Here is a 23,563-nt window from a genome sequence, read left to right on the forward strand (position 1 = left end):
TTGCGTTAACCGTATAATCCCTCCGCAATATCTAATCCAAATGTAGCTTGTTGCTAACACAGGTTACCCTCATTATGCGAAACGATGAGATTGGATTGTTCTTTTTACTCCTCTAATTGTGAGATATTGCAAATGCTAAGAATTGCCAAAGAAGCGCTGACATTCGATGACGTACTACTTGTGCCAGCACACTCCACCGTTCTCCCAAACACAGCTGATCTTCGCACTCAGCTAACTAAGAACATCACCCTAAACATCCCAATGATTTCAGCGTCTATGGACACTGTTACTGAAGCTCGTCTAGCGATCGCGCTAGCGCAAGAGGGTGGCATTGGCTTTATCCACAAGAACATGTCTATTGAGCAGCAGGCAGCCGAAGTTCGTAAAGTTAAGAAGTTCGAAGCTGGTATGGTGACTGACGCGGTTACAGTAAACCCTGACGCGACCATCGCTGATGTTGTTGCACTCACTGAAAAGCATGGTTTTGCCGGTTTCCCTGTTGTCACTGAGAGCAATGAGCTTGTTGGTATTATCACTGGTCGTGACGTTCGTTTTGTGACGGACCTTTCTAAGAAAGTATCTTCAGTAATGACGCCAAAAGAGAAGTTGGCAGCAGTTAAAGAAGGTGCTACACGAGAAGAAGTGCAAGAGAAAATGCACGAAGCTCGCGTAGAGAAAGTATTGGTTGTGAATGATGAGTTCCAACTAACCGGTATGATTACTGCGAAAGACTTCCACAAAGCAGAACGTAAACCAAACGCATGTAAAGATGAGCGTGGTCGCCTACGTGTTGGCGCAGCAGTTGGTGCTGGTGCTGGTAACGAAGAGCGAGTTGCTGCACTAGTTGAAGCTGGCGTTGACGTTCTACTTATCGACTCTTCACACGGTCATTCTGAAGGTGTTCTAAGCCGCATTCGTGAAACACGTGCAGCTTACCCAGCTCTAGACATCATCGGTGGTAACGTAGCAACAGGTGCTGGTGCTAAAGCACTAATCGAAGCTGGCGTAAGCGCAGTGAAAGTTGGTATCGGCCCTGGTTCTATCTGTACAACTCGTATTGTAACGGGTGTGGGGGTTCCACAAATCACTGCAATCGCAGATGCGGCAGAAGTTGCTAATGATTATGGTATTCCAGTTATCGCTGACGGTGGTATCCGTTTCTCAGGTGATATCTGTAAAGCAATCGTAGCGGGCGCATCATGTGTGATGGTTGGTTCTATGTTTGCAGGTACTGAAGAAGCGCCGGGTGAAGTGATTCTATACAACGGCCGTTCTTACAAGTCTTACCGTGGCATGGGTTCTCTTGGTGCAATGTCTCAAGGTTCTTCTGACCGTTACTTCCAGTCTGACAACGCAGCGGACAAGCTAGTACCAGAAGGTATCGAAGGTCGTATCGCATACAAAGGCCGTCTAAAAGAGATCGTACACCAACAAATGGGTGGTCTACGTTCAAGCATGGGTCTAACTGGTTCTGCAACTATCGAAGATATGCGTACGAAAGCTGAATTTGTACGTATCTCTGGTGCTGGTATGCAAGAGTCTCATGTACACGATGTTCAAATTACTAAGGAAGCACCGAACTACCGTCTAGGGAACTAATTACCTAACGGAAACGTTTGCTTTTTCCTTGAAGCATTAAGAAGAGGCGAGTACACTCGCCTCGGTTTTAATCACTTAGCCTTAAAAAGACTGCTCAAAATGACTAAAAATATCCATGACCAACGTATTCTGATCTTGGACTTCGGTTCTCAGTACACTCAATTAGTAGCACGCCGCGTACGTGAAATCGGCGTTTACTGTGAACTATGGAGCTGGGATGTAGAAGAAGCGGATATTCGCGAATTCAACCCAGATGGCATTATCCTATCTGGCGGTCCAGAAAGCGTAACGGAAGAGAACTCTCCACGCGCGCCTCAATATGTATTTGACTCTGGTGTTCCTTTACTTGGCGTATGTTACGGCATGCAAACTATGGCGGAACAACTAGGTGGCAAAGTAGCAGGCTCTAACGAACGTGAGTTTGGCTACGCTCAGGTTAAAGTTTCTGGTGAATGTGCCCTATTTAAAGATCTTGAAGCAACTCAAGACGTTTGGATGAGCCACGGCGACAAAGTAGTAGAGATCCCAGCCGATTTCGTAAAAGTTGGTGAGACAGACACTTGTCCTTACGCTGCGATGGCGAACGAAGAGAAGAAATACTACGGCGTTCAGTTCCACCCAGAAGTGACACACACAAAAGGTGGCCTACAAATGCTTGAGAACTTTGTTCTTGGCGTATGTGGCTGTGAGCGTCTATGGACATCGGAATCTATCATCGAAGACGCGGTTGCTCGCATTAAAGAGCAAGTGGGTGACGACGAAGTTATCCTAGGCTTATCTGGTGGTGTGGATTCATCTGTTGTTGCGATGCTGGTGCACCGCGCAATTGGCGACAAGCTAACGTGTGTATTTGTCGATAACGGTCTACTTCGTTTAAACGAAGGCCAACAAGTGATGGATATGTTTGGCGATAAGTTCGGCCTAAACATCATCAAAGTTGATGCAGAAGATCGTTTCCTTGAAGCACTGAAAGGCAAGTCTGACCCAGAAGAGAAGCGTAAGACAATCGGCCACGTATTCGTAGATGTATTCGATGAAGAGTCGAAAAAGCTAAAAAATGCAAAATGGCTAGCGCAAGGTACCATCTACCCAGACGTAATCGAGTCTGCGGCATCTAAGACTGGTAAAGCGCACGTGATCAAATCACACCACAATGTGGGCGGTCTACCAGATGAAATGGAAATGGGTCTTGTTGAGCCACTACGTGAGCTGTTCAAAGATGAAGTACGTAAGATTGGTCTAGAGCTAGGCCTGCCTTATAACATGCTTTACCGCCACCCATTCCCAGGTCCTGGTCTAGGTGTTCGTGTTCTTGGTGAAATCAAGAAAGAATACTGTGACTTGCTACGTCGTGCTGATGCTATATTCATTGAAGAGCTTCACGCTGCAGACCTTTATGACAAAGTATCTCAAGCGTTCACGGTATTCCTACCAGTTCGCTCTGTAGGTGTAATGGGCGATGGCCGTAAATACGACTGGGTTGTATCACTGCGTGCAGTAGAAACCATCGACTTTATGACTGCCCATTGGGCACACCTACCATATGACTTCCTAGGTAAGGTATCTAACCGTATTATCAACGAAGTTGATGGCATTTCTCGTGTTGTTTACGACATTTCAGGTAAGCCACCAGCGACTATCGAGTGGGAATAATTTTCCTCTAGACTGTTGAGTTTATAAGAACCAGCCTCCGGGCTGGTTTTTTTGTGCTTCAAATTTGTGAAGAGGGGACTCAACTTTTTTATAGGAGATATATACATGCGATAAAATTAAATATATATTCATTTTAGTTGTTTAAATATTATAAATGGTATTGCTATGGAACAGGCTGAAGTTACCTCTCTCATTCCCATCCTTATTACTCTTTTCCTCGCTCTGACGACGAGAAATGTCGTCGTTGGTTTATTCGCTGGTGTGGTCAGTGGCGTCGCTATGCTTGAAGGGACATTTGTCGAAAAAGGACCACTAGACTCGTTTAGTGCGTTGATGAAAAGCTATCTACTGCCGCAACTTACCGATAGCTACAACGCTGGTGTGATTTTGTTATTAGTGTTCATTGGTGGTTTCGTTGCGCTGATGGAAAAGTCTGGTGGTGGTGTTGCTTTTGCTAAAAAGGTTACTCAATGGGTGGCGAGTAAATGCCAAGCTCAACTGTCCGCATGGTTTGGTGGTGTGGTTATTTTCTTCTCTGACCTTGGTACACCGTTGATTGTTGGTCCTGTTTTTCGCCCTTTATTTGATAAGTTAAAAGTATCACGCCAAAAATTAGCTTTTATTATCGATTCTACTTCCTCTCCCGTCGCAATCTTGATTCCTTTTATCGGATGGGGCGTTTACATCATGGGGTTGATTCAAAAAGAGTTTACTGCCCTGAATGTCAGTATGAGTGACTGGGATGCTTTCATTGGCGCGATCCCGTATCAGTTTTACGCCTTTCTTGCGATCGCGATTGTGCCGATTGTCTCTTTCTTCAAATTAGATTTCGGACCGATGGCGAAGGCTGAACAACTAGCAGAGCAGGGTTCCGACTTTGGGAAAGTGCAGGAGTCCATGAATGTGTTTACGCATAAAAATGCAAAATCCAGTTTTGTCTGGGCACCTTTGCTCGTTATGCTGGTGGTTTTATGTACCATCCTCGTACCACACGGTTTTCCATTTCAAAAAGTAGCAGGCTCAACGTTCAGGGCTGCACTTTCTTCGGCATATTTCTTCGCAGCCTTTACTTTGATTGCGCTGATGGCGTTTTATGGCGTAAGAAAACTCTCTGATGGCATTCAGGTTTACCTAAAAGGGATGTCGAACATGATGTCTGTAGCCGTGATTTTGGTATTGGCTTGGGCACTTAGCTCGGTTGGGAAAGAATTAGGTGCAGCTGCATACATTGCTGAACAAGCTCAAGCCGGTTTCCCGTATTGGCTATTGCCAGCAGTCGCCTTTTTGCTTGCTGGTATTATTTCGTTCGCTACGGGATCATCTTGGGGGACATTTGCCATCATGATGCCACTAGTGATCCCAACGGCCGTCGCGATTGATGCTCCATTGTTAGTTTGTATTGGTGCGGTGTTATCTGGTGGCCTGTTTGGCGATCACTGTTCTCCAATCTCTGAAACCACGATTCTGTCGTCGACAGGGGCAGGGTGTGAGCAGTATGAGCACTTCCGAACTCAGTTACCTTACGCATTACTCAATGGAATGATTGCATTAGGGTGTTTCCTTTTAGCTGGAATCAACGCCTCGCCAGTGATTGTGCTTGCCGCTATTGTTGCTCAGTGTGTGGTTTATTTTGTGTTGTCTAAACAAAAATCAACCGCGAAGCTAGACGTGGTTTCGGCAGAACAATAAAGATAGAAATATCATAAAGCGGAGGCTCATTGGGCCTCCGCTTTTCTTTTGAGTCAAGGTAACATTTTTCTTGTGACAAAATGTGTGCGAGGACTTATTTATTCATTTTGTCTCGCAGAATCAACGCACTTAGCTCGGCGTTTTGTATATATGATCCACTATATGTCTAGTTATTCCTTGTATATTGTATTGTTGAAATCCGGAGACTAGACATGTTTGCACTCAAACATCTTCCTCTTGCATTGAGTTGTGTCCTAGCAGCACAAGCGAATGCGAGTATGAATATCCAGCCCGATCCGCAAAATCCGAATGGTTATGTCATTGCTCGTGGTGACGTTCAAGCCGTAGAGCAAAGCAAAACCTCTGATCCTATGTATGCCATTTGGTCACAAGCACTAGAGACGCGCCCGAACTCAGTGGTGGAAGCGATTGTTCCTGGAGCGGCAACCAATCCAGAAAACGTGAAGCGTGTAGAGCGTGTGTTCCCTGAAAGTGAGTGGGACTTCCTGACTCAAATGGCGGCACCTGAATACACTTACACGCGTTTCCTACGTGCAATTGGTAAGTTCCCAGCATTCTGTGGTGAGTACACGGATGGTCGAGATTCGGATGCGATTTGTAAAAAATCGATCGTGACAGCCTTTGCTCACTTTGCGCAGGAAACTGGTGGTCATATTTCGATTGATAACGTATCGGATAACCCTCTTGGATTGGAAGAGTGGCAGCAAGCTTTGGTTCATGTGCGTGAAATGGGCTGGTCAGAAGGTCAAGAAGGTTACACGACTGGTTGTGGTCAAAATGACTGGCAAAATAAGCGTTGGCCATGTGAACCAGGACAAGGTTACTTTGGACGTGGTGCTAAACAGCTTTCTTACCATTTTAACTATGGCGCGTTCTCTGAAGTGATGTTTGATGGTGATGCATCTGTATTGCTAAAAAATCCAGGCTTGGTTGCGGATTCATGGCTGAACTTGGCATCGGCTATCTGGTTCTTCCTAACGCCACAAGCACCGAAACCTGCAATGCTGCATGTGATTGACCGTACTTGGGTGCCTTCACAGCGTGAGCTTGATGCTGGCATTGGTTACGGCTTTGGTACCACCATCAACGTGATCAATGGTGGTATTGAGTGTGGTGAGCAAAACAAGGATAAAGGTCAACCTGTTAACCGTATTCGTTATTGGGAAGGTCTTGCCGCCCATTATCAAATTCCAATTGAAGCTGATGAAACAAACACTTGTTGGCAGCAGACGCCTTACGGCAGTCTGAACCTAAATGGTGCGACAGACGTGCTTTACACCAACTGGGATGGTAACTGGAAATACTACTCAGATCGCCCTGGAGGCCATTCGTTTGAATGTGAGTTGGTTGGTTTCCAAACGGCTTACTCTGCGCTAGTTGCGGGTGATTACGAGAAGTGCGTAACTAACTTCTACCAATCTCATGCGGGTTGGCCTGAAGTTCGTGTGGTTGACAAGTTAGATCCTGTAGATCCGGTCGATCCGCCTGTAGGTGGCGTGGCAGCTTGGGATGCAAGCAAAGTGTACAACACTGGTGATCAAGTCTCTTACCAAGGTGCTGTTTACGAAGCGAAATGGTGGTCACAAGGTAATGAGCCAACGAAAGGCGACCCGTGGAAGCTGGTCTCAGGCACTCCGACAGAGCCGCCTACAACGGAACCTGAACCACCAGTGACTGAGCCAGAGCCACCCGTCACAGAACCGGAGCCACCAGTAACCGAGCCAGAACCACCAGTGACAGGTAATTTTATTCAGTGGGAGCCGGGCGTAACGCAAGTCGCTAACGGCGATAAAGTGACGTACCAAAACAAATGCTTTGTCGCAAAAAACGGCCCTGGAGTGTGGGAAAGCCCAACGCAAAGTAACTGGTTCTGGGACGAGATCTCTTGCCTGTAGTTGATTGAAAAGTAGTCTAACCATCTATAAAGACTCTGCTTTTTAGCGGGGTCTTTTTTTATTTGAGCGGTTGCTTATTTATGGAATCTAAGTTTTCAATAACAGTTTTTCTCTTTTGTTCTGGGGCCCATTAAAATTCGCGCGCATTTTTTATCAACATTTTTGAAAAAAGGTATTTGTACATGTCGACAAAACTGGCTAACCCAGCACCGCTAGGTCTAATGGGTTTCGGTATGACCACTATTCTGCTCAATATTCATAACGCAGGATTTTTCCCAATTGACTCTATGATTCTAGCGATGGGCATCTTTTACGGTGGCCTTAGCCAAGTAATCGTTGGCATCATGTGCTTTAAACGCGGCGACACGTTCGGCACAACTGCGTTTACTTCTTACGGTCTATTTTGGCTAACACTAGTAGGCTTGATCGTAATGCCTCACATGGGTCTTCCTGCAAGCCCAGCAAGCTTTATGGGTTGGTACCTAGCGCTTTGGGGCATCTTCACTGGTTTCATGTTCATTGGTTCTCTATGCTACCCAACAGCGAAGCAAGTGGTATTTGGTTCTTTAACTATCCTGTTCTTCTTGCTTGCTGCTCGTGATTTCACTGGTAGCGAAGTGATCGGTGCTATCGCTGGCTTCGAAGGTATCTTCTGTGGCGCAAGTGCAATTTACTTCGCAATGGCGCAAGTACTAAACAACGAATTTGGTCGTGAAGTTCTACCTGTAGGTAAAGCAAAAATCGCTCGTAAAGTTGAAGCTGTCGCTGCTTAATCCTTTACACATAATGCAGAAAAGGGGATTAACCAATGGTTAATCCCCTTTTTTATGCCCTTAAACGGACCACTGCTTTTTCTTGTTTATGCGTTAAGGCTATGTTGATGGTTGTTCAACAGTTTCTGTAGTACTGTTGTCTGCCGTTGGTGCCTTACCCGTTTTACGCTTGTACTTATCTTCCCAGTAATCTGCGCCTTTAATGCCTAGCGCTACAGGGTTGAATGTAAAGTCGGTCACACCACGTTTTTGTTGTTCTTCGTAATCGTTCAATGCTTTGAGAGCAGGTTTTGACATAAAGAAGATGATCAAAATACCGACGATGTTAAGCCATGCCATTAGACCTACACCTACATCACCCATCGCCCAGGCTAAGTTGGCGGTTTTCACGGTTCCGTAGAACACGGATGAAATAATGATGACTTTCAGAATAAACATCAGCCCATTTACTTTGAATGTACGACGAATGTAAGCAATGTTCGTTTCTGCAATGTAGTAGTAAGCCAGAATGGTTGTAAACGCAAAGAAGAAAAGTGCGATTGCGATGAATGGTTTACCCACGCCAGGTAGTGCACTTTCGATCGCCATTTGCGTAAATACAGGACCATTAGCACCAATATCAGCTGGGAGGTTTTGAATTAGGAACGTGCCTTCAACTGCACCATTTACGTTGTACGCGCCAGTGATAAGAATCATAAACGCGGTTGCTGAACACACAAGTAGTGTATCGATGTAAATAGAGAAAGATTGAACAAGACCTTGCTGAGCTGGGTGATCAACACTCGCTGCAGCTGCAGCGTGAGGACCAGTACCTTGACCTGCTTCGTTGGAGTAAACGCCACGTTTTACACCCCAACCGATTGCCGCACCAACACCTGCCATTGGTGTGAACGCGTCACCAATGATCATGCCGAAAATGCGTGGAACCTCACCAATGTTTAGAAGGATGATGACAAATGCAGTGATGATGTAAGCCAGCGCCATAAATGGCACAACGATTTGGGTAAAGTTCGCAATACGTTTTACGCCACCGAAGATGATGAAGGCCAGAATGACACAGACAACCGTACCAGTGAAAATTTTAGCAAAACTGAAGGTACCAATAGCGGTTTCAATCATGTCACCTGAGCCAAATGCTGCTTCTACTGCGTTACCGATGCTGTTCGATTGAACGCCAGGAAGTAGAACACCACATGCAAAGATGGTCGCGATAGCGAAGATCCAAGCGTACCATTTTTGTCCCATTGCTTTTTCAATGTAGTAAGCAGGACCACCACGGAATTCACCTTCGTCTTCTTCTTTATAGATTTGCGCAAGTGTCGACTCTGCGTATGCGGTTGCAGCGCCAAAGAAGGCAACGACCCACATCCAGAATACGGCGCCTGGTCCACCAAAACCGATAGCGGCAGCAACACCAGCAATGTTACCTGTACCTACACGGCCAGATAGTGAAACGGCAAGTGCCTGAAATGATGATATCCCTTTTGTTGAACTCTTCCCTGAAAGTAATAAGCGCCACATCTCAAAGAAGTGACGAATTTGTACAAAACGCGTCATGATTGAATAGAACAAACCTGCACCAAGGCACAGATAGATCAGTACCGGGCTCCAAATAATTCCATTCAGAAAATCAACTAATGACTGCATGAGTATTTTCCCTGTTAGTTGTGTTTGTGGTTGTTTTTCACACAATACATTACCCTTTATGTAATGCAATTGTTAACTTTTTTGGCTATAAATCCTTTGTAGCGTGATGGTGAACACAGAATGGAGAGTGATTGTTAAAATTTAGTTCTTGTTGCTTATTTGCTCCTTTGAGGTAGAAGATTTGTCTGATGATTAAATATGCAGCACATTGTCATTAAAATGTGCTGCACATTTGATGAGTTAAAAATGCCAAATAATATGCATTTTGTGGGGTAAAGGCCTGTTTGTTTTTTATGCAGATATGTCCTTATGCATAACGGCAAAGGTTAAGCTCTGTGTCATCCATCACTTTCGCTTTTTCACCAGTCATAATGCTCGCTAGTAATTGACCAGAACCACAAGCCATAGTCCAACCCAGAGTGCCGTGTCCGGTGTTAGTAAAAAGGTTATCGTATTTAGTTGCGCCAATAATCGGTGTGCCATCAGGCGTCATTGGTCTAAAGCCACTCCAAAACTCGGCTTGGCTAAAGTCGCCGCAGCGAGGGAAAAGATCACGGATGACCATTTCGATGGTGTTTTTTCGTTTTTGCGGAAGGGAGGCATCAAACCCTGCTAATTCTGCGGTGCCCGCTACGCGAATTCTGTCATCAAACCGAGTCATGGCGACTTTATAGGTTTCATCCATCACAGTAGAGCGAGGAGAGAAGTGCTCATCTTCCATTGGGATGGTGAGCGAATAGCCTTTTACTGGATAGACAGGAATCTCAATGTCGATTTGCTTGAGTAGCGCTGTAGAATAGCTGCCAGAGGCAACCACATATTGGTCCGCTTTAAACTGTCCTCGATTCGTTTGGATACCTATGATCTTTTTGCCTACTGTAACCCAATTGCTTACTTCGGTGTCGAACTCGAACCTCACGCCATGGGCCTTAGCGAGTTCTGTTAGTTGTTGGCAAAACTGATAGCAATCGCCTGTTTCGTCATCTGGCAGGTGCAAGCCACCAACCAGTTTATCTTTCACAAGATCCAGTCCAGGTTCTTGTTCAATGCAGCGTTCTACGTCCATCAACTCAAACCGAGTCCCGCTTTGCTCTAGAAGCTGCATATCCTTTTCAATGGCTTGCAGCTGTTGAGGCGTTCGAAATACTTGCAAGGTGCCGAACTGGCGACCTTGATATTCAATGGCATGTTCTTGACGTAATTGTTCCAGACACATACGACTGTGGTTAGCTATCGAAAGCATGCGAGCTTTGTTGACTTGGTAGCGAGACAGGGTGCAGTTGGCCACCATCTTACTTGCCCAACTGATCATATCGGCATTGAGGGTTGGTTTGATTTTGAGTGGAGCATGCTCTTCCATTAACCACTTTATGGCTTTAACAGGAACACCAGGCGCAGCCCAAGGCGAAGAATAGCCGTACGAGATCTGCCCAGCATTGGCGAAACTTGTTTCCATTGCACTGCTTGGTTGACGGTCAATAACAGTAACTTGATAGCCTGCTTGAGATAAATACCAAGCAGAGGTTAAGCCGATGACGCCGCTGCCTAATACGATGACTTCCATTGATGTACTCCACACATTTATCTGAGTGGTTAGTTTCTTTTCTTTACCTTTTGTTAACAATCGATATAAATTACATACAGCGTTTAGAAAAACTATAGGCTCAAGGATGAGAAGTAATTTAATAAGTGGCTTGTGTCTGTTTAGCCAAGTCGCGGAACACAGCAGCTTTACTGGCGCGGCTAAGTTTTTGCACCTCACTACGGGAGCCGTGAGCCAACAAATTATTCATTTGGAAGAGTTATTAGGTTTTACTTTATTTGAACGCCATTCCCGCGGTATTCGTTTAACCGCTAAAGGCACTCAGTTACACCAAGCAACGCAGTTTCACTTTTCTGAGCTGAGCAAACTGCTTGATGAGCTCAAAGTAGAAAAGCACACCAATGAGATCCGCTTAAAATTAACGCCTTCTTTTGCTTTTAAATGGTTAGTCCCAAAGCTGGAAAGTTTTCATCACGAGAACCCGGATATCCAAGTGCAAATCTTCGCGGAAGGGGCGTTAGTGAATAGTGAGATAAAAGATTATGACGTCGCGATAGACTATGGTCTTCATCCTTACCGAAATGCTAACGCGGAGTTGATTTTGGATGAGCAACTGCTGCCCGTAATGAGTCCGAAGTACCTTGAGGATCATGGTTGGCTAAAAGTGCCTTTTGATGAACAAGAATCCTCAATGTCAGTGAAGAAATGGCAGGAGGCGACGCTACTACACGATGCGATGCCATGGGAAAAAGCGACGCGTGACTATGAGTGGCTATATTGGGCGTCAGCAATGGGATTAGACTTTAAAACCGATGTTGGACACTTTTTTAATCGAACGGATATGGCGATGTCTGCAGCGGAAGCAGGAGTTGGGATTGCGATGGCACGAATGGCACTGATTGAGGATGAATTGACGACAGAGCGTTTAGTTTCTCCCTTTCAGCCGGTTCCAGCCAATGCAGGATACTACTTGATCATGAACACACGAAGCCAGTCCACAAACAAGTTTCGTACTTGGTTATTACAGCAAGTGGCGAGCAAATAGATAAAGTGCCTGGTGAGTCAGATAGAAAACACCGCCTCGATGACGGCGGTGTTTTATTTTGGATTACTGTCGTTGATAAACCGATTCGCCTCTGCTGATGGTTTCTTCCACGTTGAGATCTTTTAGCGCCTTAGGTTCAATCTTCATCGGGTTGTTATCGAGGATGATTAAATCCGCATTCTTACCCACTTCGATAGAACCTTTATACGACTCCTCAAAGTGTTGGTAAGCTGGCCAAATCGTCATGGCTTGCAGTGCGGTATAAGTGTCAACACGCTGATCTGCACCCAGTATTTTATCAGTTCTGGTGGTGCGATTGACGGTCGCATCCAATACTCGGAATGAACTTGGCAGCGCCACAGGTGCGTCATGGTGTGTACTGAATTTTAACCCCGCCTTTCTCACCGCTTGAGTTGGTGAAATGAAATCGGCACGAGGATGGCCGAGTACCGAGTCCACATGCCAGTCACCCCAATAAAAAGTATGCATTGGGAATAGAGACGGAAAGATGCCTTGCGCCGCTAAGCGATCCACTTGGTCTTGGCGCATGGTTTGGCCGTGAATGAGTACAGGTCGGCGGTCTTGCTTTCCTAGCTTTTCATTTGCTTTGGTTACCGCATTGATAAATTGCTCGATCGCCGCGTCACCATTGGCATGCGTCAGCACTTGCCATTCATTTTTAAAGGCTGTTTCTACGTAATCGTAAGCTTGTTGATCTTCGAAAGTTGGGTAGCCGGCGTAGTCTTTATCTTGTCCATGTGGTGGGTGGAAGTAAGGCTGACTTAGCCATGCCGTTTTACCTTGTGGAGAGCCATCAAAGTTCAGCTTTACGCCACCGATGCGGAAATGGTTGGTGTACTCTGGCGTGTTGTATTCCGAGTCCATAAAATCACTGCTCGATACCATATCGGCGTAAGCAACCAAGTCGATCATTAGCTTGTCGTTTTTCGACGCGCGTTTCATCGCTTCATAACCTTCTGATGTTGCTCGTCCTTCTTGAGCCGTGGTATAGCCATATTTCGCGTACATACCTTGCGAGGCTTCTAACATGCGATCTTGAAGTTCAGAATCAATCAACTTATTGAGGTTGAACAGCATTGCAAAGTGCGCGTTTTCTTCTAGGACACCATTTGGTTCTTGGCTATTTTCCATTCGGCGGATAATGCCACCTTTTGGATCTTCCGATTCTGATGTGATGCCTGCTAGCTCTAACGCTTTACTGTTCGCGACACTCAAATGCCCCGAAGTGTGGATGATTAATACAGGCTTATCTGTGCTGACTTTATCGAGATCCGCTTTGGTAGGGTAGTAATCCAGTTGGGCGTCGTCGTAACCAAAACCTAAAATCCATCCGGTTTTCTCAATGAATAGGCGTTGCGTATTATTGTTCTCGGCATTTTTCAGAGTTTCGATGATTTTCGCCACGGTATCGGCTTCGCCATCAGGAGATGGCAGCACGTTTGCGACCATGGCTTGCAGACCAACACCATACACATGACTGTGCGGATCAACAAAGCCAGGCAACATAGTTTTGCCTTTTAAGTCGACCAACTGTGTTTTACCGAACTTGTGCTCCATCGCTCCATCTTTGCTGCCGACATAAATGATTTTCTCGCCTAATGTTGCGACGGCTTCGGCGTACTCTGGCTTATCGCTAGCCATGGTTAGGATATCGCCACCATAATAAATTTTGTCTGCGGCGGTTACTTTTAGCGGCTCGGCGACGGCTTCTTTCGCTTCTTCAGAAAAACACCCCGTTAAAGCAAGCCCAAAGAGGGCAATAGGGATCCAGTTTTTGTTCATCGGTCATCTCCATACAGAGTAAGGTTTTTGCCTATTGCCCCCATCTCAATGAGTTTGAGAACTCAATAGGTCACATTAACTTTAGTTCATATTGAAGGAGGATTATCAACAAGATTAAAGACTTTCAATCAAGCGCAAGTTATACCTATCGATGAATATCAAAAATGTTACCTTTTCCCATTTCATAAACGTTTCTGGACGTGGGCAATGTGACCCATAACGAGGTTCTGTGGTTAAAAAATCGGCATGATAAGTCCACGATTTATCTCGATGACGCTCAAGGAAGAAAATGAAAGACGAAACGCTATCCATCCATTTTGGTTACGAAACTGACCCGACCACCAAATCTGTCGCGACACCGATTTATCAAACAGTCGCGTACGAGTTTGACAACGCGCAGCACGGCGCTGATCTGTTTAACTTGGAAGTGCCGGGGAATATCTACACTCGCATCATGAATCCGACTAACGATGTTCTGGAAAAACGCATGGCAGCGTTAGAAGGCGGCATTGCTGGATTGGTCGTGAGTGCGGGGAGTGCAGCGATTAACTATGCGATTCTGACCTTAGCGCAAGCGGGCGATAACATCGTTTCTACGCCGCAACTTTATGGCGGTACTTATACCTTGTTTGCGCACATGCTGCCAAATCAGGGTATTCAGGTGAAGTTTGCTAAAGATGACAAGCCAGAAAGTTTGGCCGAGTTAATTGATGAAAATACCAAAGCGGTGTACTGCGAGAGCATTGGTAACCCAGCCGGTAATATCATTGATTTAGAACGCGTAGCGGAGCTTGCTCACGCACAAGGCGTACCTGTGGTTGTGGATAACACCGTCGCGACGCCAGTGCTGTGCAAACCCATCGAGTTCGGTGCGGATATCGTCGTTCACTCTCTCACTAAATACGTTGGTGGGCATGGCACCACATTGGGTGGCGTGATTGTGGATTCCGGTAAATTCCCTTGGGCGCAGCACAAAGACCGCTTTCCCGTTTTCAACCAACCAGAACCTTCTTACCACGGCGTGGTGTATACCGAAGCGTTTGGTGAGGCGGCATTTATCGGGCGCGCGCGTACCGTACCATTGCGTAATACCGGATCGGCATTATCACCGATGAATGCATTTATGCTTATGCAAGGGCTAGAAACGTTACCGCTGCGTATGGAGCGCCATACCGAGAACACTCTCAAAGTGGCTGAGTTCTTGGAACAGAATGACAAAGTCAGTTGGGTGAGTTATGCCGGATTGCCAAGTTCTGAACACTTCCATCTCGCCGAAAAATACATGAAAGGTAAGCCTTCTGCGATTTTGTCGTTTGGTTTAAAAGACGGCTATGACGCAGGTGTGCGCTTTTATGACGCTCTGAAAATCTTTAAGCGTTTGGTGAATATTGGCGATGCAAAATCATTGGCTTGCCATCCAGCATCGACGACTCATCGTCAGTTGAGCGAAGCAGAACAAAAACAAGCTGGTGTGTCACCAGAGATGATTCGTTTATCTGTAGGTATTGAGCATATTGACGATATTCTAGCCGATTTAGAACAGGCACTAAACGCGTAAACGATTCTGTTTTTAGCTTTTGGTTACCCATAGGCCAGCCTTTAAAAAAGCTGGCCTTTTTTTATTTTATTATTTAAATATCAAAGGCTTTTGTTCTTTTGGCTTGTGGTATTCCAAAAGCTCATAGAGGGTGAAATTTATTCCCTTGTCACGTTTGGGTTTGTTCCTGATGATGTGTGCAAATCTTATACATTGGAAGGGACTCAAATGTCTTACGTATTTCACCGTCATTGCCATGCCACGCTGCCAATCATCGATAAAGGTGAGGGTGTTTATCTATTCGATAAACAAGGGAAACAGTATCTCGATGCTTGTGGCGGCGCTGCGGTATCAAACCTTGGCCACAGTCATCAAGCCGTTAAAAAAGCCATGTTGGAACAGCTCGAGCGAGTGCCGTTTGCTCATACTGGATTTTTTACTAGTGACAGCGGTGAGCGACTAGCGGAATTGATTTGTCAGTACATGCCTGAGCAGTTCAACCATGTGTATTTAGTCAGTGGCGGGTCAGAAGCGGTGGAGTCGGCACTAAAAATGGCGCGGCAGCATTTTGTGGAATCAGGTAAGCCAGAGAAGAAGCAATTCATCGCGCGTCAGCAAAGTTATCACGGCAATACGTTGGGAGCTCTGGCGGTCGGTGGTAATGAATGGCGACGTGAACCGTTCAAACCCATCTTGCATCCGAGCCATCACATTGCCCCTTGCTATGCTTATCGGTATCAGCAGACTCATGAGTCGGAATTGGATTACTCATTACGAACGGCGAATGAACTTGAGGCAAAAATTCTTGAGTTGGGGGCTGAGAATGTCATGGCTTTTGTCGCCGAGCCTATTGTGGGAGCCACCGCTGGAGCTGTACCTGCGACTCAAGGTTACTTTAAACGCATTCGCGAAATATGCGACCAATACGATGTGTTATTGATCTTGGATGAAGTCATGTGTGGCGTTGGGCGCAGTGGCAGTTTTTTTGCGTTTGAGCAAGAAGAGGCAGAGCCCGATCTGGTTTGTATGGCTAAAGGGCTTGGTGCGGGTTATCAACCTATTGGCGCGGTAGTTGCGAATGATCGAGTCTATCAAGCTATTGCTGATGGAAGCGGTTTTTTCCAACACGGTCATACCTTTATGGCGCACCCTGTGGCGTGCGCTGCCGCCGTGGCAACCATTGAAACCATCTTCCAAGATGACTTATTAACGGCGGTGAATCAGCAAAGTGTTTTGCTGCGTAATGAGCTTGCTTCTGCATTGGCCCATTTACCATACATTGGCGACATTCGTGGTAAAGGTTTGTTTTTGGGCATTGAGTTGGTGGCGGATAAAGAAAGCAAGGCGCCTCTGAGTAAAGCCACATTGGCAGACAAACGCATCAAACAGCGAGCAATGGAAAATGGCTTAATGTGCTATCCAATGGGCGGAACGATTGATGGCGTTAATGGGCACCATATTTTGCTCGCACCGCCATTCATTATTCAGTCTCATCATATTGATGAACTAGTCGGTAAACTCTCACTGACGTTAAAAGAGGTGGCGGAGACATGGAAGTAGCAAACCAATATTTGCGAGAACCTATCGCTATTATCGTGGCTCCAAACGGCGCAAGAAAAACCAAGCACGATCACGTCAACTTACCCATGACAACAGACGAACTGGTTGCAGAGGCTATCGCTTGTCAAACAGCAGGGGCTGCCATGATCCATTTGCATGCTAGGGACGCTAACGGACGTCATTCACTAGACATCGACGACAACATGGCAATTTACCATGCCGTGAAAGAAGCGGTGGGAGAAAACATGATGGTTCAGCTCACCACAGAGGCGGTGGGCTTGTATTCTCCGGCACAACAGATGGCGTTAGTTAAAGCAGTGAAACCAGAAGCGGCTTCTTTCGCATTGAGGGAATTAATCCCCGATCGAGCAAGTGAGAAAGAAGGGCATGCCTTTTTCCATTGGTTGGCAGAGAACAGCATCGTGAGCCAAATTATTCTCTACGATGCAACCGACATTGAACGTTATCTTCAACTGCGTGATGCGGGCGTGTTACCTAAAACGTATCAGCATGCATTAGTGGTGTTAGGGCGTTATCACCAAGCTCAACAGTCGTCGCCATGGGATTTACGAGGCTTGAATTTGGCGCGTTTTGTCGAGGAAGAAATTCGATGTGCCATTTGTGCTTTTGGCGCGCGAGAGCAAGACTGTTTAGCGAGTGCGATGTTACTTGGATTCGATGTGAGAGTTGGGTTTGAGAATAACCACTTCGATGTGGCAGGCGAACTAGCAATCAGTAACGCGGATCAGGTGGAGGCTCTACGCGATGTGGCGCATCGCTTCGCGATTCCTTTACACAGTGCGCAAAGTTTGCGTTCAGTTTTAAAGTGAATCTGTTTGAAGCAAGGAAAATAAAGAAGAACGGAAAGCAAAAAGGCTCCATCGGAGCCTTTTCGGTATTTGTCGTTAGTTTTCGGTTTGCACTGCGGGTTGGCGAGCTGGGTGTTTGATAAACACCGCCACAATGGCTGCAATTGCCAGCGCGAAACAGTAGTAAGAGTTGGCAACCACTTCTAATGGAGAAAGGTTAAATACTGAGCCTAGCAACAATACTTGCGCGCCGTAGGGCAAAATGCCTTGTACCACGCACGAGAAAATATCCAACAAGCTTGCTGAGCGACGAGGAGAGACATTGTTCTCTTCCGCCAACTGGCGCGCCACGCTACCCGATACGATGATGGCGACCGTATTATTTGCCGTGCAACCATTCACCATAGAAACCAAGCCCGCGATACCTAGCTCACTTGCGCGGCTGTTCGCGTGTTTTGAATGGCTAGAGCCAAACGCGTGGATAAGGCTGCTAACGAAATTGGTTAGGAAAGCAAGACCGCCTTGACGACGCATCAGTTCACTCAAACCTCCAATTAGCATGGACAACAAGAAGATCTCTTGCATGTTGCCAAAGCCTTTGTATACGTCTTGGGCTAGATTAGTCAGTCCGTAATTGTCAATCGATGCCAAGCTCACGCCGCCAGCCAAAAGGATACCAATCGACAGAACCACAAACACATTCACACCAGATACCGCTAGGATCAAAATAGTGATGTACGGCAAGACTTTTAGCCACTCAATATCGCCAGTTGCAGGCACTTGAGTCGCTGTACTGTTGAAAGCGAACACTGCAATCGCGATCAACGCCGCAGGCAAAGCAATACGAATGTTCTCTTTAAACTTGTCTTTCATCTCACAACCTTGAGAGCGTGTCGCCGCGATGGTGGTGTCAGAGATGATAGAAAGGTTATCACCAAACATAGCGCCGCTCAGCACAACGCCTGCGGTTAACGGTAAGCTCATTCCTGCTGATTCAGCAATGCCTAACGCTACGGGTGCAACGGCTGCGATGGTACCCATCGAAGTGCCCATTGCTGTTGCGATAAAAGCAGAAATCAGGAAAATGCCCGGTAAAATCATACTGGTTGGAATTGCGGATAAACCAAGGTTCACCGTTGCATCAACACCGCCAGAGGCTTTTGCTACCGCAGCAAAGGCACCAGCAAGCAGATAGATCATACACATTGCGATGATGTCTGGGTGGCCAACACCACGCATGAAGTGTTCGATTGAGCGGTTAAGTTTCTCTTTACTTAAAAGAAACGCAATGATGATGGCTGGTAATACCGCGATGGGTGCAGGCAGCTGGTAGAAGGCAAATTCAACGCCTTGCAAAGATAAGTAAGTGCCTACGCCAATAAACAGCGCAAGGAATACAATCAATGGGATCAGTGCGACCGCAGAAGGTGCAACTGTTTTAGTTGTTTGTTGGGAACCGGACATGTAAACGACAATGTTAATAATAAGAGAGAAGAGCAGACTAATATCACATTTACGCATTGTCAACGTCTAGACGTCTAAATGGCTGTTTAAATTTTGCGCGTAAAGAAAAAAATAAAAGCTCGTATTACGTATCTCACTGATACCACGAGCTTTAGTTATGCGCCAATGAAGAGGCTGTCGTTATTGCATTGATTTGGCTTTTTTGCGTTTAACAATACCTAAAACCATCCACGTAAATAAGACAGCAGCAAATGCCCATACCAGATATTTGTATTCGGTGTACAGGTTGCTCAACACGCTTAAATGTTCAAATGCAAAGTGAGTTAACAAGCTGAATACCAATACCCAAACCGTCGCCGCGAGGGCGTTACCGAGCAAAAACTCTCTACGTGGCATTTTCGCGATACCGCACGCAAGAGGCATAAATTGCTTCATTCCTTCAATAAAGCGACTGACGACCAAGCACGTAGGGCCGTATTTCTGGATAGTCAGTTGAAGTGTTTGCATCTTCGGGCCAGAGATATAGCCTTTTTTATCCAACCAGCCTTCAAAGTAATACCCGATTAGGTAACCACAGGTATTCCCAAAAAAGCAGCTTAGCCACGATACCATCATAACCATACTTAGGTTCATGACTTGTTCTGAAGAGAGCAAAGATGCCGCGATCATCAGCGATTGACCAGGCATCGGTACACCTATCCCTTCTAGAAATATACTGACAATCAGCGCCAAGTAGCCGTATTGCTCGAGCAAAGGCTTCATTGACATGAGAAGTTCGTTAATGTGTTCCAAAAGCTTTCCCCTAATAAAAGCGGAACGAAGTTGGAGTGATACTCCGAATGTCCTACTGGGTCAATTCTTGTTTCTCACCGCTGAGAAAAACTGACATGCCTCTGATTATTGTGCGGAATCAATCTGCTGCTTGTTTTATTCGCCGCCACGCTCCCGTGTGGCGGCGAATAAGGCACACCATTATGACTCTTTAGCTTTAGTAAATGCGCCATACAAATCAAGACGTCGGTGACGTAAGTTGGTTACTGAACCCTCGGTATTAAGTTGCTTCAACTTAGTCAAATCAACATCGGCGAAGATCATCATTTCGGTGTTGGCGCTTGCTTCTGTCAAGGTCGCATCGTGCGGGAAGTAGATATCCGACGGAGAGAATACGGCAGATTGCGCGTACTGGATGTCCACGTTATCAACACGAGGTAAGTTACCAACACTACCACCAATTGCAACATAGCATTCGTTTTCAATGGCACGCGATTGGGAACAAATTCGTACTCGTTGATAGCCATTTTTTGTGTCCGTCCAGAAAGGAACGAATACAATTTGTGCGCCTTGTTCTGCTAACATTCTTCCCAATTCAGGGAATTCGCTGTCATAACAAATCAGTATGCCGACTTTGCCCGCATCGGTTTCGAACACTTGAACATTGTCACCACCGTCGATCACCCAGTCTCTTTGTTCATGAGGCGTGATGTGGATTTTATATTGAGCGTTAATTTCACCATCTCGTTGCAGCAAGTAGGCCACATTATACAGTTTGCCATCTTCGATAACGGGCATACTGCCTGCAATAATGTTGATGTTGTAGGTGACTGCCATCTGCGAGAAACGGTTTTTGATCTCTTCTGTAAAGCTAGCCAAAAAGCGGATTGCTTCAACGGAATTTTTGTCGTTTTGCAAGCCCATCAGCGGTGCGTTAAAGAACTCAGGGAATAGGGCGAAATCGGCCTTGTAATTCGCAAGAGAAGAAATGAAGAACTCAGCTTGATCGAGCAAATCCTCCAGGTCATTCATCGCGCGCATTTGCCACTGTACAACACCAATTCGAATCAGAGTCTTTTCTACATCGTGTACGGATTGAATATCCTCTTCGTAGAAAAAGTTATCCCACTCCAGCAGTGTCGCGTAACCTTTAGAAGCACTGTCCTCTGGCAAGTATCCACGCATGATACGTTTTACATCGAAGTCGTTAGCAAGCTGAAAAGACAAAATAGGGTCATGAAGCTCACGGCGTTTTACTTTGTCGATGTACTCTGCAACGCTCAGTTCATCTGCGTATTGGTGGTAATTAGGAATGCGACCACCGGCTAAAATGGCTTTGAAGTTTTTACTACGGCAAAGCTCTTTACGTGCATCATATAAACGTCGACCTAAACGTAGCCCTCGATAGTCTGGGTGGACAAATACATCGAGACCATACATTGCATCACCGGTTACTTGATTCTGTATGACGTTGTTTTCGGTAATGATGTCGGTATACAGGTGAGGAAGAGAAAAGCGGTTGTAGTCCACTTTAATGGTTAATGCTGCACCGACTATTTTGCCGTTATCTTCAATACAGATTTGGCCATCAGGAAACTGATGAATGAGATCCATAATAGTTAGCCGTGGCCATGAGCCGCCAACATCAGGAAACACTAAGTCCATTAGTTCTGCAAGCTCAGGGTAATCCGTTGGCTCAATGGTACGTAATGAGAGTTTGGGCGAATTGCTGTCCATATCTTTCAATCCATTTATCCTTTTGAAACAGTGTTAATGAGAATGCCACAATTTGGAGCAGACAGATACTGAAGTCTTTGAGTTGTTTTGGTTTACCAAAAGCATTTCAAGAAAACAATATTAGCTTAGTTTGCTCTTCAACCATTCGTAAAACGCCGCCACTTTCTTAGCCGATAGGCGATAATTCGGGATCATCACGTAATAACCATAACCACTCTGTAAAGATAGGTTGAGAATACGTTGGATATCCCCTCTTAAAATAGAATTCTGCGCCATAAAATCAGGAAGTAAGGCGAGTCCTTTTCCCATTTTGACGGCTTCGTAAGCTAGGTAAAAATGTTCAAAGCCTACAGAGTGATAGGTAACGGTTGATTCTACTGCATGTGCCGCCTTAAATTGCTCCCACAACTGAGGGCGAGTGATTTGAGGTATCAACGGATAGTCGCTAACAGCGTGTACACTCTCGAGTGCAGGAGTGTTAGTACAACCGACCAATAGTAGTATTTCTTCGCATAGTAAGTGGCTGTATTCATAATGAGTGGACAATGGAAGACAACGAATATGCAAGTCGCTTTCACCGCTTGAACCTTTGACGTTCCCATCTCCGGTACAGATTCTTACACGGATATTGGGATGTCGCTGGTGGAAGTCATCAATATGAGGCACCAACCAAAGGCTAGCGAAAGAAGGAGTAACATCCACGGTGAGCAATTCTTGCTTTGAATCTGATTGGATTAAGTTAGCGGTTGCATTCTGAATAAGTTCTAGTGCTTCTGTGACTTGCGGTAGGTAGCGTTTTCCTTCCTCAGTTAACTCAATACCATTCGAGCCTCTTTGTATTAAAGGTAAGCCCACTAGTTGTTCAAGCGCGGCGATTTGTTTGCTTACTGCGCTTTGTGTAATGCATAGGGCATCCGCCGCTTTAGAGAAGCTGAGGTAATTTGCAACCGCGACAAACGTCCTTAATGCTCGGATAGAAGGGTACTCACTGCCTTTTAACATACTTCAGTCCCATGGAGATAGCCTCTTCACAGAGTAGGAGATTTACCTATTGAAGCAAAGAGAGAAAAAGCCGATGTGTGATTACCTTCCTTACTCGTTCATAAAGAATCCAGACCAAAAATTAAGAATCCTAAATATAATGGGTATGTAAATAATTGATGATTGGGGTTTGTTTATTGATTTCTCATATCTTTTGAAAAAACTACAAATAAAATAGAATGTTTTACATCATTAGTATTTACAGAAATCTAATATTATTTTCTCAAGGTAAATAAAACGGTATAACTTTTAGTTTTGTTGTTTTAATTTCAAAATAATGTCATTTTTTTATAAAGTAGAAGATGTTTTTCATTAAATTAAAATTGGCATTGCATTTGCTTTGTATAATTCGAACTTTCAATGGCACTTATATTAGGAGAACGAAATGAAAAGCAATGTTGTTACTTTGATTGGCCTTTTTTCTTTAGCAACGTTTAGTACTTTATCTCACGCAGCGGACTCCAAAGATCATGGTGTTTATGTCGGCGCCAATTATGGTTACTTAAAAGTTGATGGACAAGATGACTTTGATGATGACAGTGATGCTATTCAAGGTTTGGTTGGTTACCGTTTTAACCCTTACTTAGCGTTAGAGGGCGGTTACATTGATTTTGGTAGCTATGGTAATAACTTAGCAAATGCCGAAACGGACGGTTACACCGCAGCACTAAAAGTTACAGCCCCTATTTCTGATCGTGTCGATCTTTACGCAAAAGGCGGTCAAATGTGGTACTCGACGGATTACAACGTTGCGGGCTTCCAAGGCAACAAAGATGATGAAGGTGTATTCGCTGGTGCCGGTGTTGGTTTTAAAGTTACTGATAACTTCTTAGTTAACGCAGAATATATGTGGTACGACGTAGAACTGAATGCAGAGAACGTAGCGAATGGTGCAAACACAAAAACTGATTTTAACCAAGCATCGCTAGGTGTGGAATATAGATTTTAATACTGTTAACAACTCTAAGCCCTAATA

At 45.4% G+C, this 23,563-nt stretch carries 17 protein-coding genes; 10 read left to right on the top strand and 7 right to left on the bottom strand.

Features of this window, described 5'->3' with window-relative positions; all coding sequences use genetic code 11:
• The first annotated feature begins 132 nt into the window (after positions 1–132).
• The 5 genes from guaB (at position 133) to J8Z23_RS03090 (ending at position 7,630) form a co-directional block, all read left to right on the top strand.
• Positions 133–1,599, top strand: a complete 1,467-nt coding sequence (guaB, locus tag J8Z23_RS03070) for an IMP dehydrogenase (protein WP_225462109.1) — start codon at positions 133–135, stop codon at positions 1,597–1,599.
• A 99-nt stretch (positions 1,600–1,698) separates the two neighbouring features.
• Positions 1,699–3,252 carry a glutamine-hydrolyzing GMP synthase gene (guaA, locus tag J8Z23_RS03075; RefSeq protein WP_005391523.1) on the top strand — a complete coding sequence of 518 codons (1,554 nt, stop codon included), beginning with the start codon at positions 1,699–1,701 and terminating at the stop codon, positions 3,250–3,252.
• A 165-nt stretch (positions 3,253–3,417) separates the two neighbouring features.
• Positions 3,418–4,941, top strand: coding sequence for a Na+/H+ antiporter NhaC family protein (locus tag J8Z23_RS03080; RefSeq protein ID WP_074190951.1), 1,524 nt, complete (start codon positions 3,418–3,420; stop codon positions 4,939–4,941).
• A 212-nt stretch (positions 4,942–5,153) separates the two neighbouring features.
• Entirely contained in the window at positions 5,154–6,857 is a 1,704-nt protein-coding gene (locus tag J8Z23_RS03085; protein ID WP_046874333.1) for a chitinase, read from the top strand.
• A 182-nt stretch (positions 6,858–7,039) separates the two neighbouring features.
• Complete coding sequence (locus J8Z23_RS03090) at positions 7,040–7,630, top strand: acetate uptake transporter (RefSeq protein ID WP_005391518.1); 591 nt, start codon at positions 7,040–7,042, stop codon at positions 7,628–7,630.
• 99 nt (positions 7,631–7,729) lie between these two features.
• Here J8Z23_RS03090 and J8Z23_RS03095 read toward each other — a convergent pair whose 3' ends face one another.
• Together J8Z23_RS03095 and J8Z23_RS03100 are read right to left on the bottom strand one after the other, a co-directional pair.
• Positions 7,730–9,277, bottom strand: coding sequence for an alanine/glycine:cation symporter family protein (locus tag J8Z23_RS03095; RefSeq protein ID WP_012842106.1), 1,548 nt, complete (start codon positions 9,275–9,277; stop codon positions 7,730–7,732).
• 307 nt (positions 9,278–9,584) lie between these two features.
• A complete protein-coding gene (locus tag J8Z23_RS03100; RefSeq protein WP_434634899.1) occupies positions 9,585–10,841 on the bottom strand; it encodes a D-amino acid dehydrogenase in 1,257 nt (418 codons plus the stop codon).
• A gap of 106 nt (positions 10,842–10,947) precedes the next feature.
• Between J8Z23_RS03100 and J8Z23_RS03105 the strand changes: the two genes are divergently transcribed.
• Positions 10,948–11,865 carry a LysR substrate-binding domain-containing protein gene (locus J8Z23_RS03105; protein ID WP_258508371.1) on the top strand — a complete coding sequence of 306 codons (918 nt, stop codon included), beginning with the start codon at positions 10,948–10,950 and terminating at the stop codon, positions 11,863–11,865.
• A gap of 63 nt (positions 11,866–11,928) precedes the next feature.
• On the opposite strand, the gene J8Z23_RS03110 is transcribed toward J8Z23_RS03105, so the two are convergent.
• Positions 11,929–13,668 (bottom strand): amidohydrolase, encoded by a 1,740-nt coding sequence (locus tag J8Z23_RS03110; protein ID WP_434634902.1) that lies wholly within the window; start codon positions 13,666–13,668, stop codon positions 11,929–11,931.
• Between the two features lie 289 nt (positions 13,669–13,957).
• Here J8Z23_RS03110 and J8Z23_RS03115 point away from each other — a divergent pair, with 289 nt between their 5' ends.
• The 3 genes from J8Z23_RS03115 to J8Z23_RS03125 all read left to right on the top strand — a co-directional run bounded on the left by J8Z23_RS03115 (position 13,958) and on the right by J8Z23_RS03125 (position 17,595).
• Positions 13,958–15,226, top strand: a complete 1,269-nt coding sequence (locus J8Z23_RS03115; protein WP_434634905.1) for an O-acetylhomoserine aminocarboxypropyltransferase/cysteine synthase family protein — start codon at positions 13,958–13,960, stop codon at positions 15,224–15,226.
• Between the two features lie 207 nt (positions 15,227–15,433).
• Entirely contained in the window at positions 15,434–16,765 is a 1,332-nt protein-coding gene (locus tag J8Z23_RS03120; RefSeq protein ID WP_434634907.1) for an aspartate aminotransferase family protein, read from the top strand.
• Complete coding sequence (locus J8Z23_RS03125; RefSeq protein ID WP_434634910.1) at positions 16,756–17,595, top strand: 3-keto-5-aminohexanoate cleavage protein; 840 nt, start codon at positions 16,756–16,758, stop codon at positions 17,593–17,595. Before J8Z23_RS03120 ends, J8Z23_RS03125 begins: the two co-directional genes overlap by 10 nt.
• Positions 17,596–17,670: 75 nt before the next feature.
• Here J8Z23_RS03125 and J8Z23_RS03130 read toward each other — a convergent pair whose 3' ends face one another.
• The 4 genes from J8Z23_RS03130 to J8Z23_RS03145 all read right to left on the bottom strand — a co-directional run bounded on the left by J8Z23_RS03130 (position 17,671) and on the right by J8Z23_RS03145 (position 22,548).
• A complete protein-coding gene (locus J8Z23_RS03130) occupies positions 17,671–19,038 on the bottom strand; it encodes a Na+/H+ antiporter NhaC family protein (RefSeq protein ID WP_167426846.1) in 1,368 nt (455 codons plus the stop codon).
• A 180-nt stretch (positions 19,039–19,218) separates the two neighbouring features.
• Positions 19,219–19,806 carry a DedA family protein gene (locus J8Z23_RS03135; RefSeq protein ID WP_005391489.1) on the bottom strand — a complete coding sequence of 196 codons (588 nt, stop codon included), beginning with the start codon at positions 19,804–19,806 and terminating at the stop codon, positions 19,219–19,221.
• A 204-nt stretch (positions 19,807–20,010) separates the two neighbouring features.
• A complete protein-coding gene (locus J8Z23_RS03140; protein ID WP_005391488.1) occupies positions 20,011–21,546 on the bottom strand; it encodes a bifunctional GNAT family N-acetyltransferase/carbon-nitrogen hydrolase family protein in 1,536 nt (511 codons plus the stop codon).
• A 120-nt stretch (positions 21,547–21,666) separates the two neighbouring features.
• Positions 21,667–22,548, bottom strand: a complete 882-nt coding sequence (locus tag J8Z23_RS03145; RefSeq protein ID WP_301660058.1) for a LysR family transcriptional regulator — start codon at positions 22,546–22,548, stop codon at positions 21,667–21,669.
• 424 nt (positions 22,549–22,972) lie between these two features.
• Here J8Z23_RS03145 and J8Z23_RS03150 point away from each other — a divergent pair, with 424 nt between their 5' ends.
• Entirely contained in the window at positions 22,973–23,536 is a 564-nt protein-coding gene (locus J8Z23_RS03150) for a porin family protein (protein WP_258508375.1), read from the top strand.
• Positions 23,537–23,563 lie beyond the last annotated feature (27 nt).

The organism is Vibrio sp. SCSIO 43086 (genome assembly GCF_051132235.1).
GTDB classification, from domain to species: Bacteria; Pseudomonadota; Gammaproteobacteria; order Enterobacterales; family Vibrionaceae; genus Vibrio; species Vibrio diabolicus.

Bases quoted from the DNA above. Each gene is read 5' to 3' on its own strand.
- guaB (WP_225462109.1), top strand. From the start codon at position 133: ATGCTAAGAATTGCCAAAGAAGCGCTGACATTCGATGACGTACTACTT.
- guaA (WP_005391523.1), top strand. From the start codon at position 1,699: ATGACTAAAAATATCCATGACCAACGTATTCTGATCTTGGACTTCGGT.
- J8Z23_RS03080 (WP_074190951.1), top strand. From the start codon at position 3,418: ATGGAACAGGCTGAAGTTACCTCTCTCATTCCCATCCTTATTACTCTT.
- J8Z23_RS03085 (WP_046874333.1), top strand. From the start codon at position 5,154: ATGTTTGCACTCAAACATCTTCCTCTTGCATTGAGTTGTGTCCTAGCA.
- J8Z23_RS03090 (WP_005391518.1), top strand. From the start codon at position 7,040: ATGTCGACAAAACTGGCTAACCCAGCACCGCTAGGTCTAATGGGTTTC.
- J8Z23_RS03095 (WP_012842106.1), bottom strand. From the start codon at position 9,277: ATGCAGTCATTAGTTGATTTTCTGAATGGAATTATTTGGAGCCCGGTA.
- J8Z23_RS03100 (WP_434634899.1), bottom strand. From the start codon at position 10,841: ATGGAAGTCATCGTATTAGGCAGCGGCGTCATCGGCTTAACCTCTGCT.
- J8Z23_RS03105 (WP_258508371.1), top strand. From the start codon at position 10,948: ATGAGAAGTAATTTAATAAGTGGCTTGTGTCTGTTTAGCCAAGTCGCG.
- J8Z23_RS03110 (WP_434634902.1), bottom strand. From the start codon at position 13,668: ATGAACAAAAACTGGATCCCTATTGCCCTCTTTGGGCTTGCTTTAACG.
- J8Z23_RS03115 (WP_434634905.1), top strand. From the start codon at position 13,958: ATGAAAGACGAAACGCTATCCATCCATTTTGGTTACGAAACTGACCCG.
- J8Z23_RS03120 (WP_434634907.1), top strand. From the start codon at position 15,434: ATGTCTTACGTATTTCACCGTCATTGCCATGCCACGCTGCCAATCATC.
- J8Z23_RS03125 (WP_434634910.1), top strand. From the start codon at position 16,756: ATGGAAGTAGCAAACCAATATTTGCGAGAACCTATCGCTATTATCGTG.
- J8Z23_RS03130 (WP_167426846.1), bottom strand. From the start codon at position 19,038: ATGTCCGGTTCCCAACAAACAACTAAAACAGTTGCACCTTCTGCGGTC.
- J8Z23_RS03135 (WP_005391489.1), bottom strand. From the start codon at position 19,806: ATGTCAATGAAGCCTTTGCTCGAGCAATACGGCTACTTGGCGCTGATT.
- J8Z23_RS03140 (WP_005391488.1), bottom strand. From the start codon at position 21,546: ATGGACAGCAATTCGCCCAAACTCTCATTACGTACCATTGAGCCAACG.
- J8Z23_RS03145 (WP_301660058.1), bottom strand. From the start codon at position 22,548: ATGTTAAAAGGCAGTGAGTACCCTTCTATCCGAGCATTAAGGACGTTT.
- J8Z23_RS03150 (WP_258508375.1), top strand. From the start codon at position 22,973: ATGAAAAGCAATGTTGTTACTTTGATTGGCCTTTTTTCTTTAGCAACG.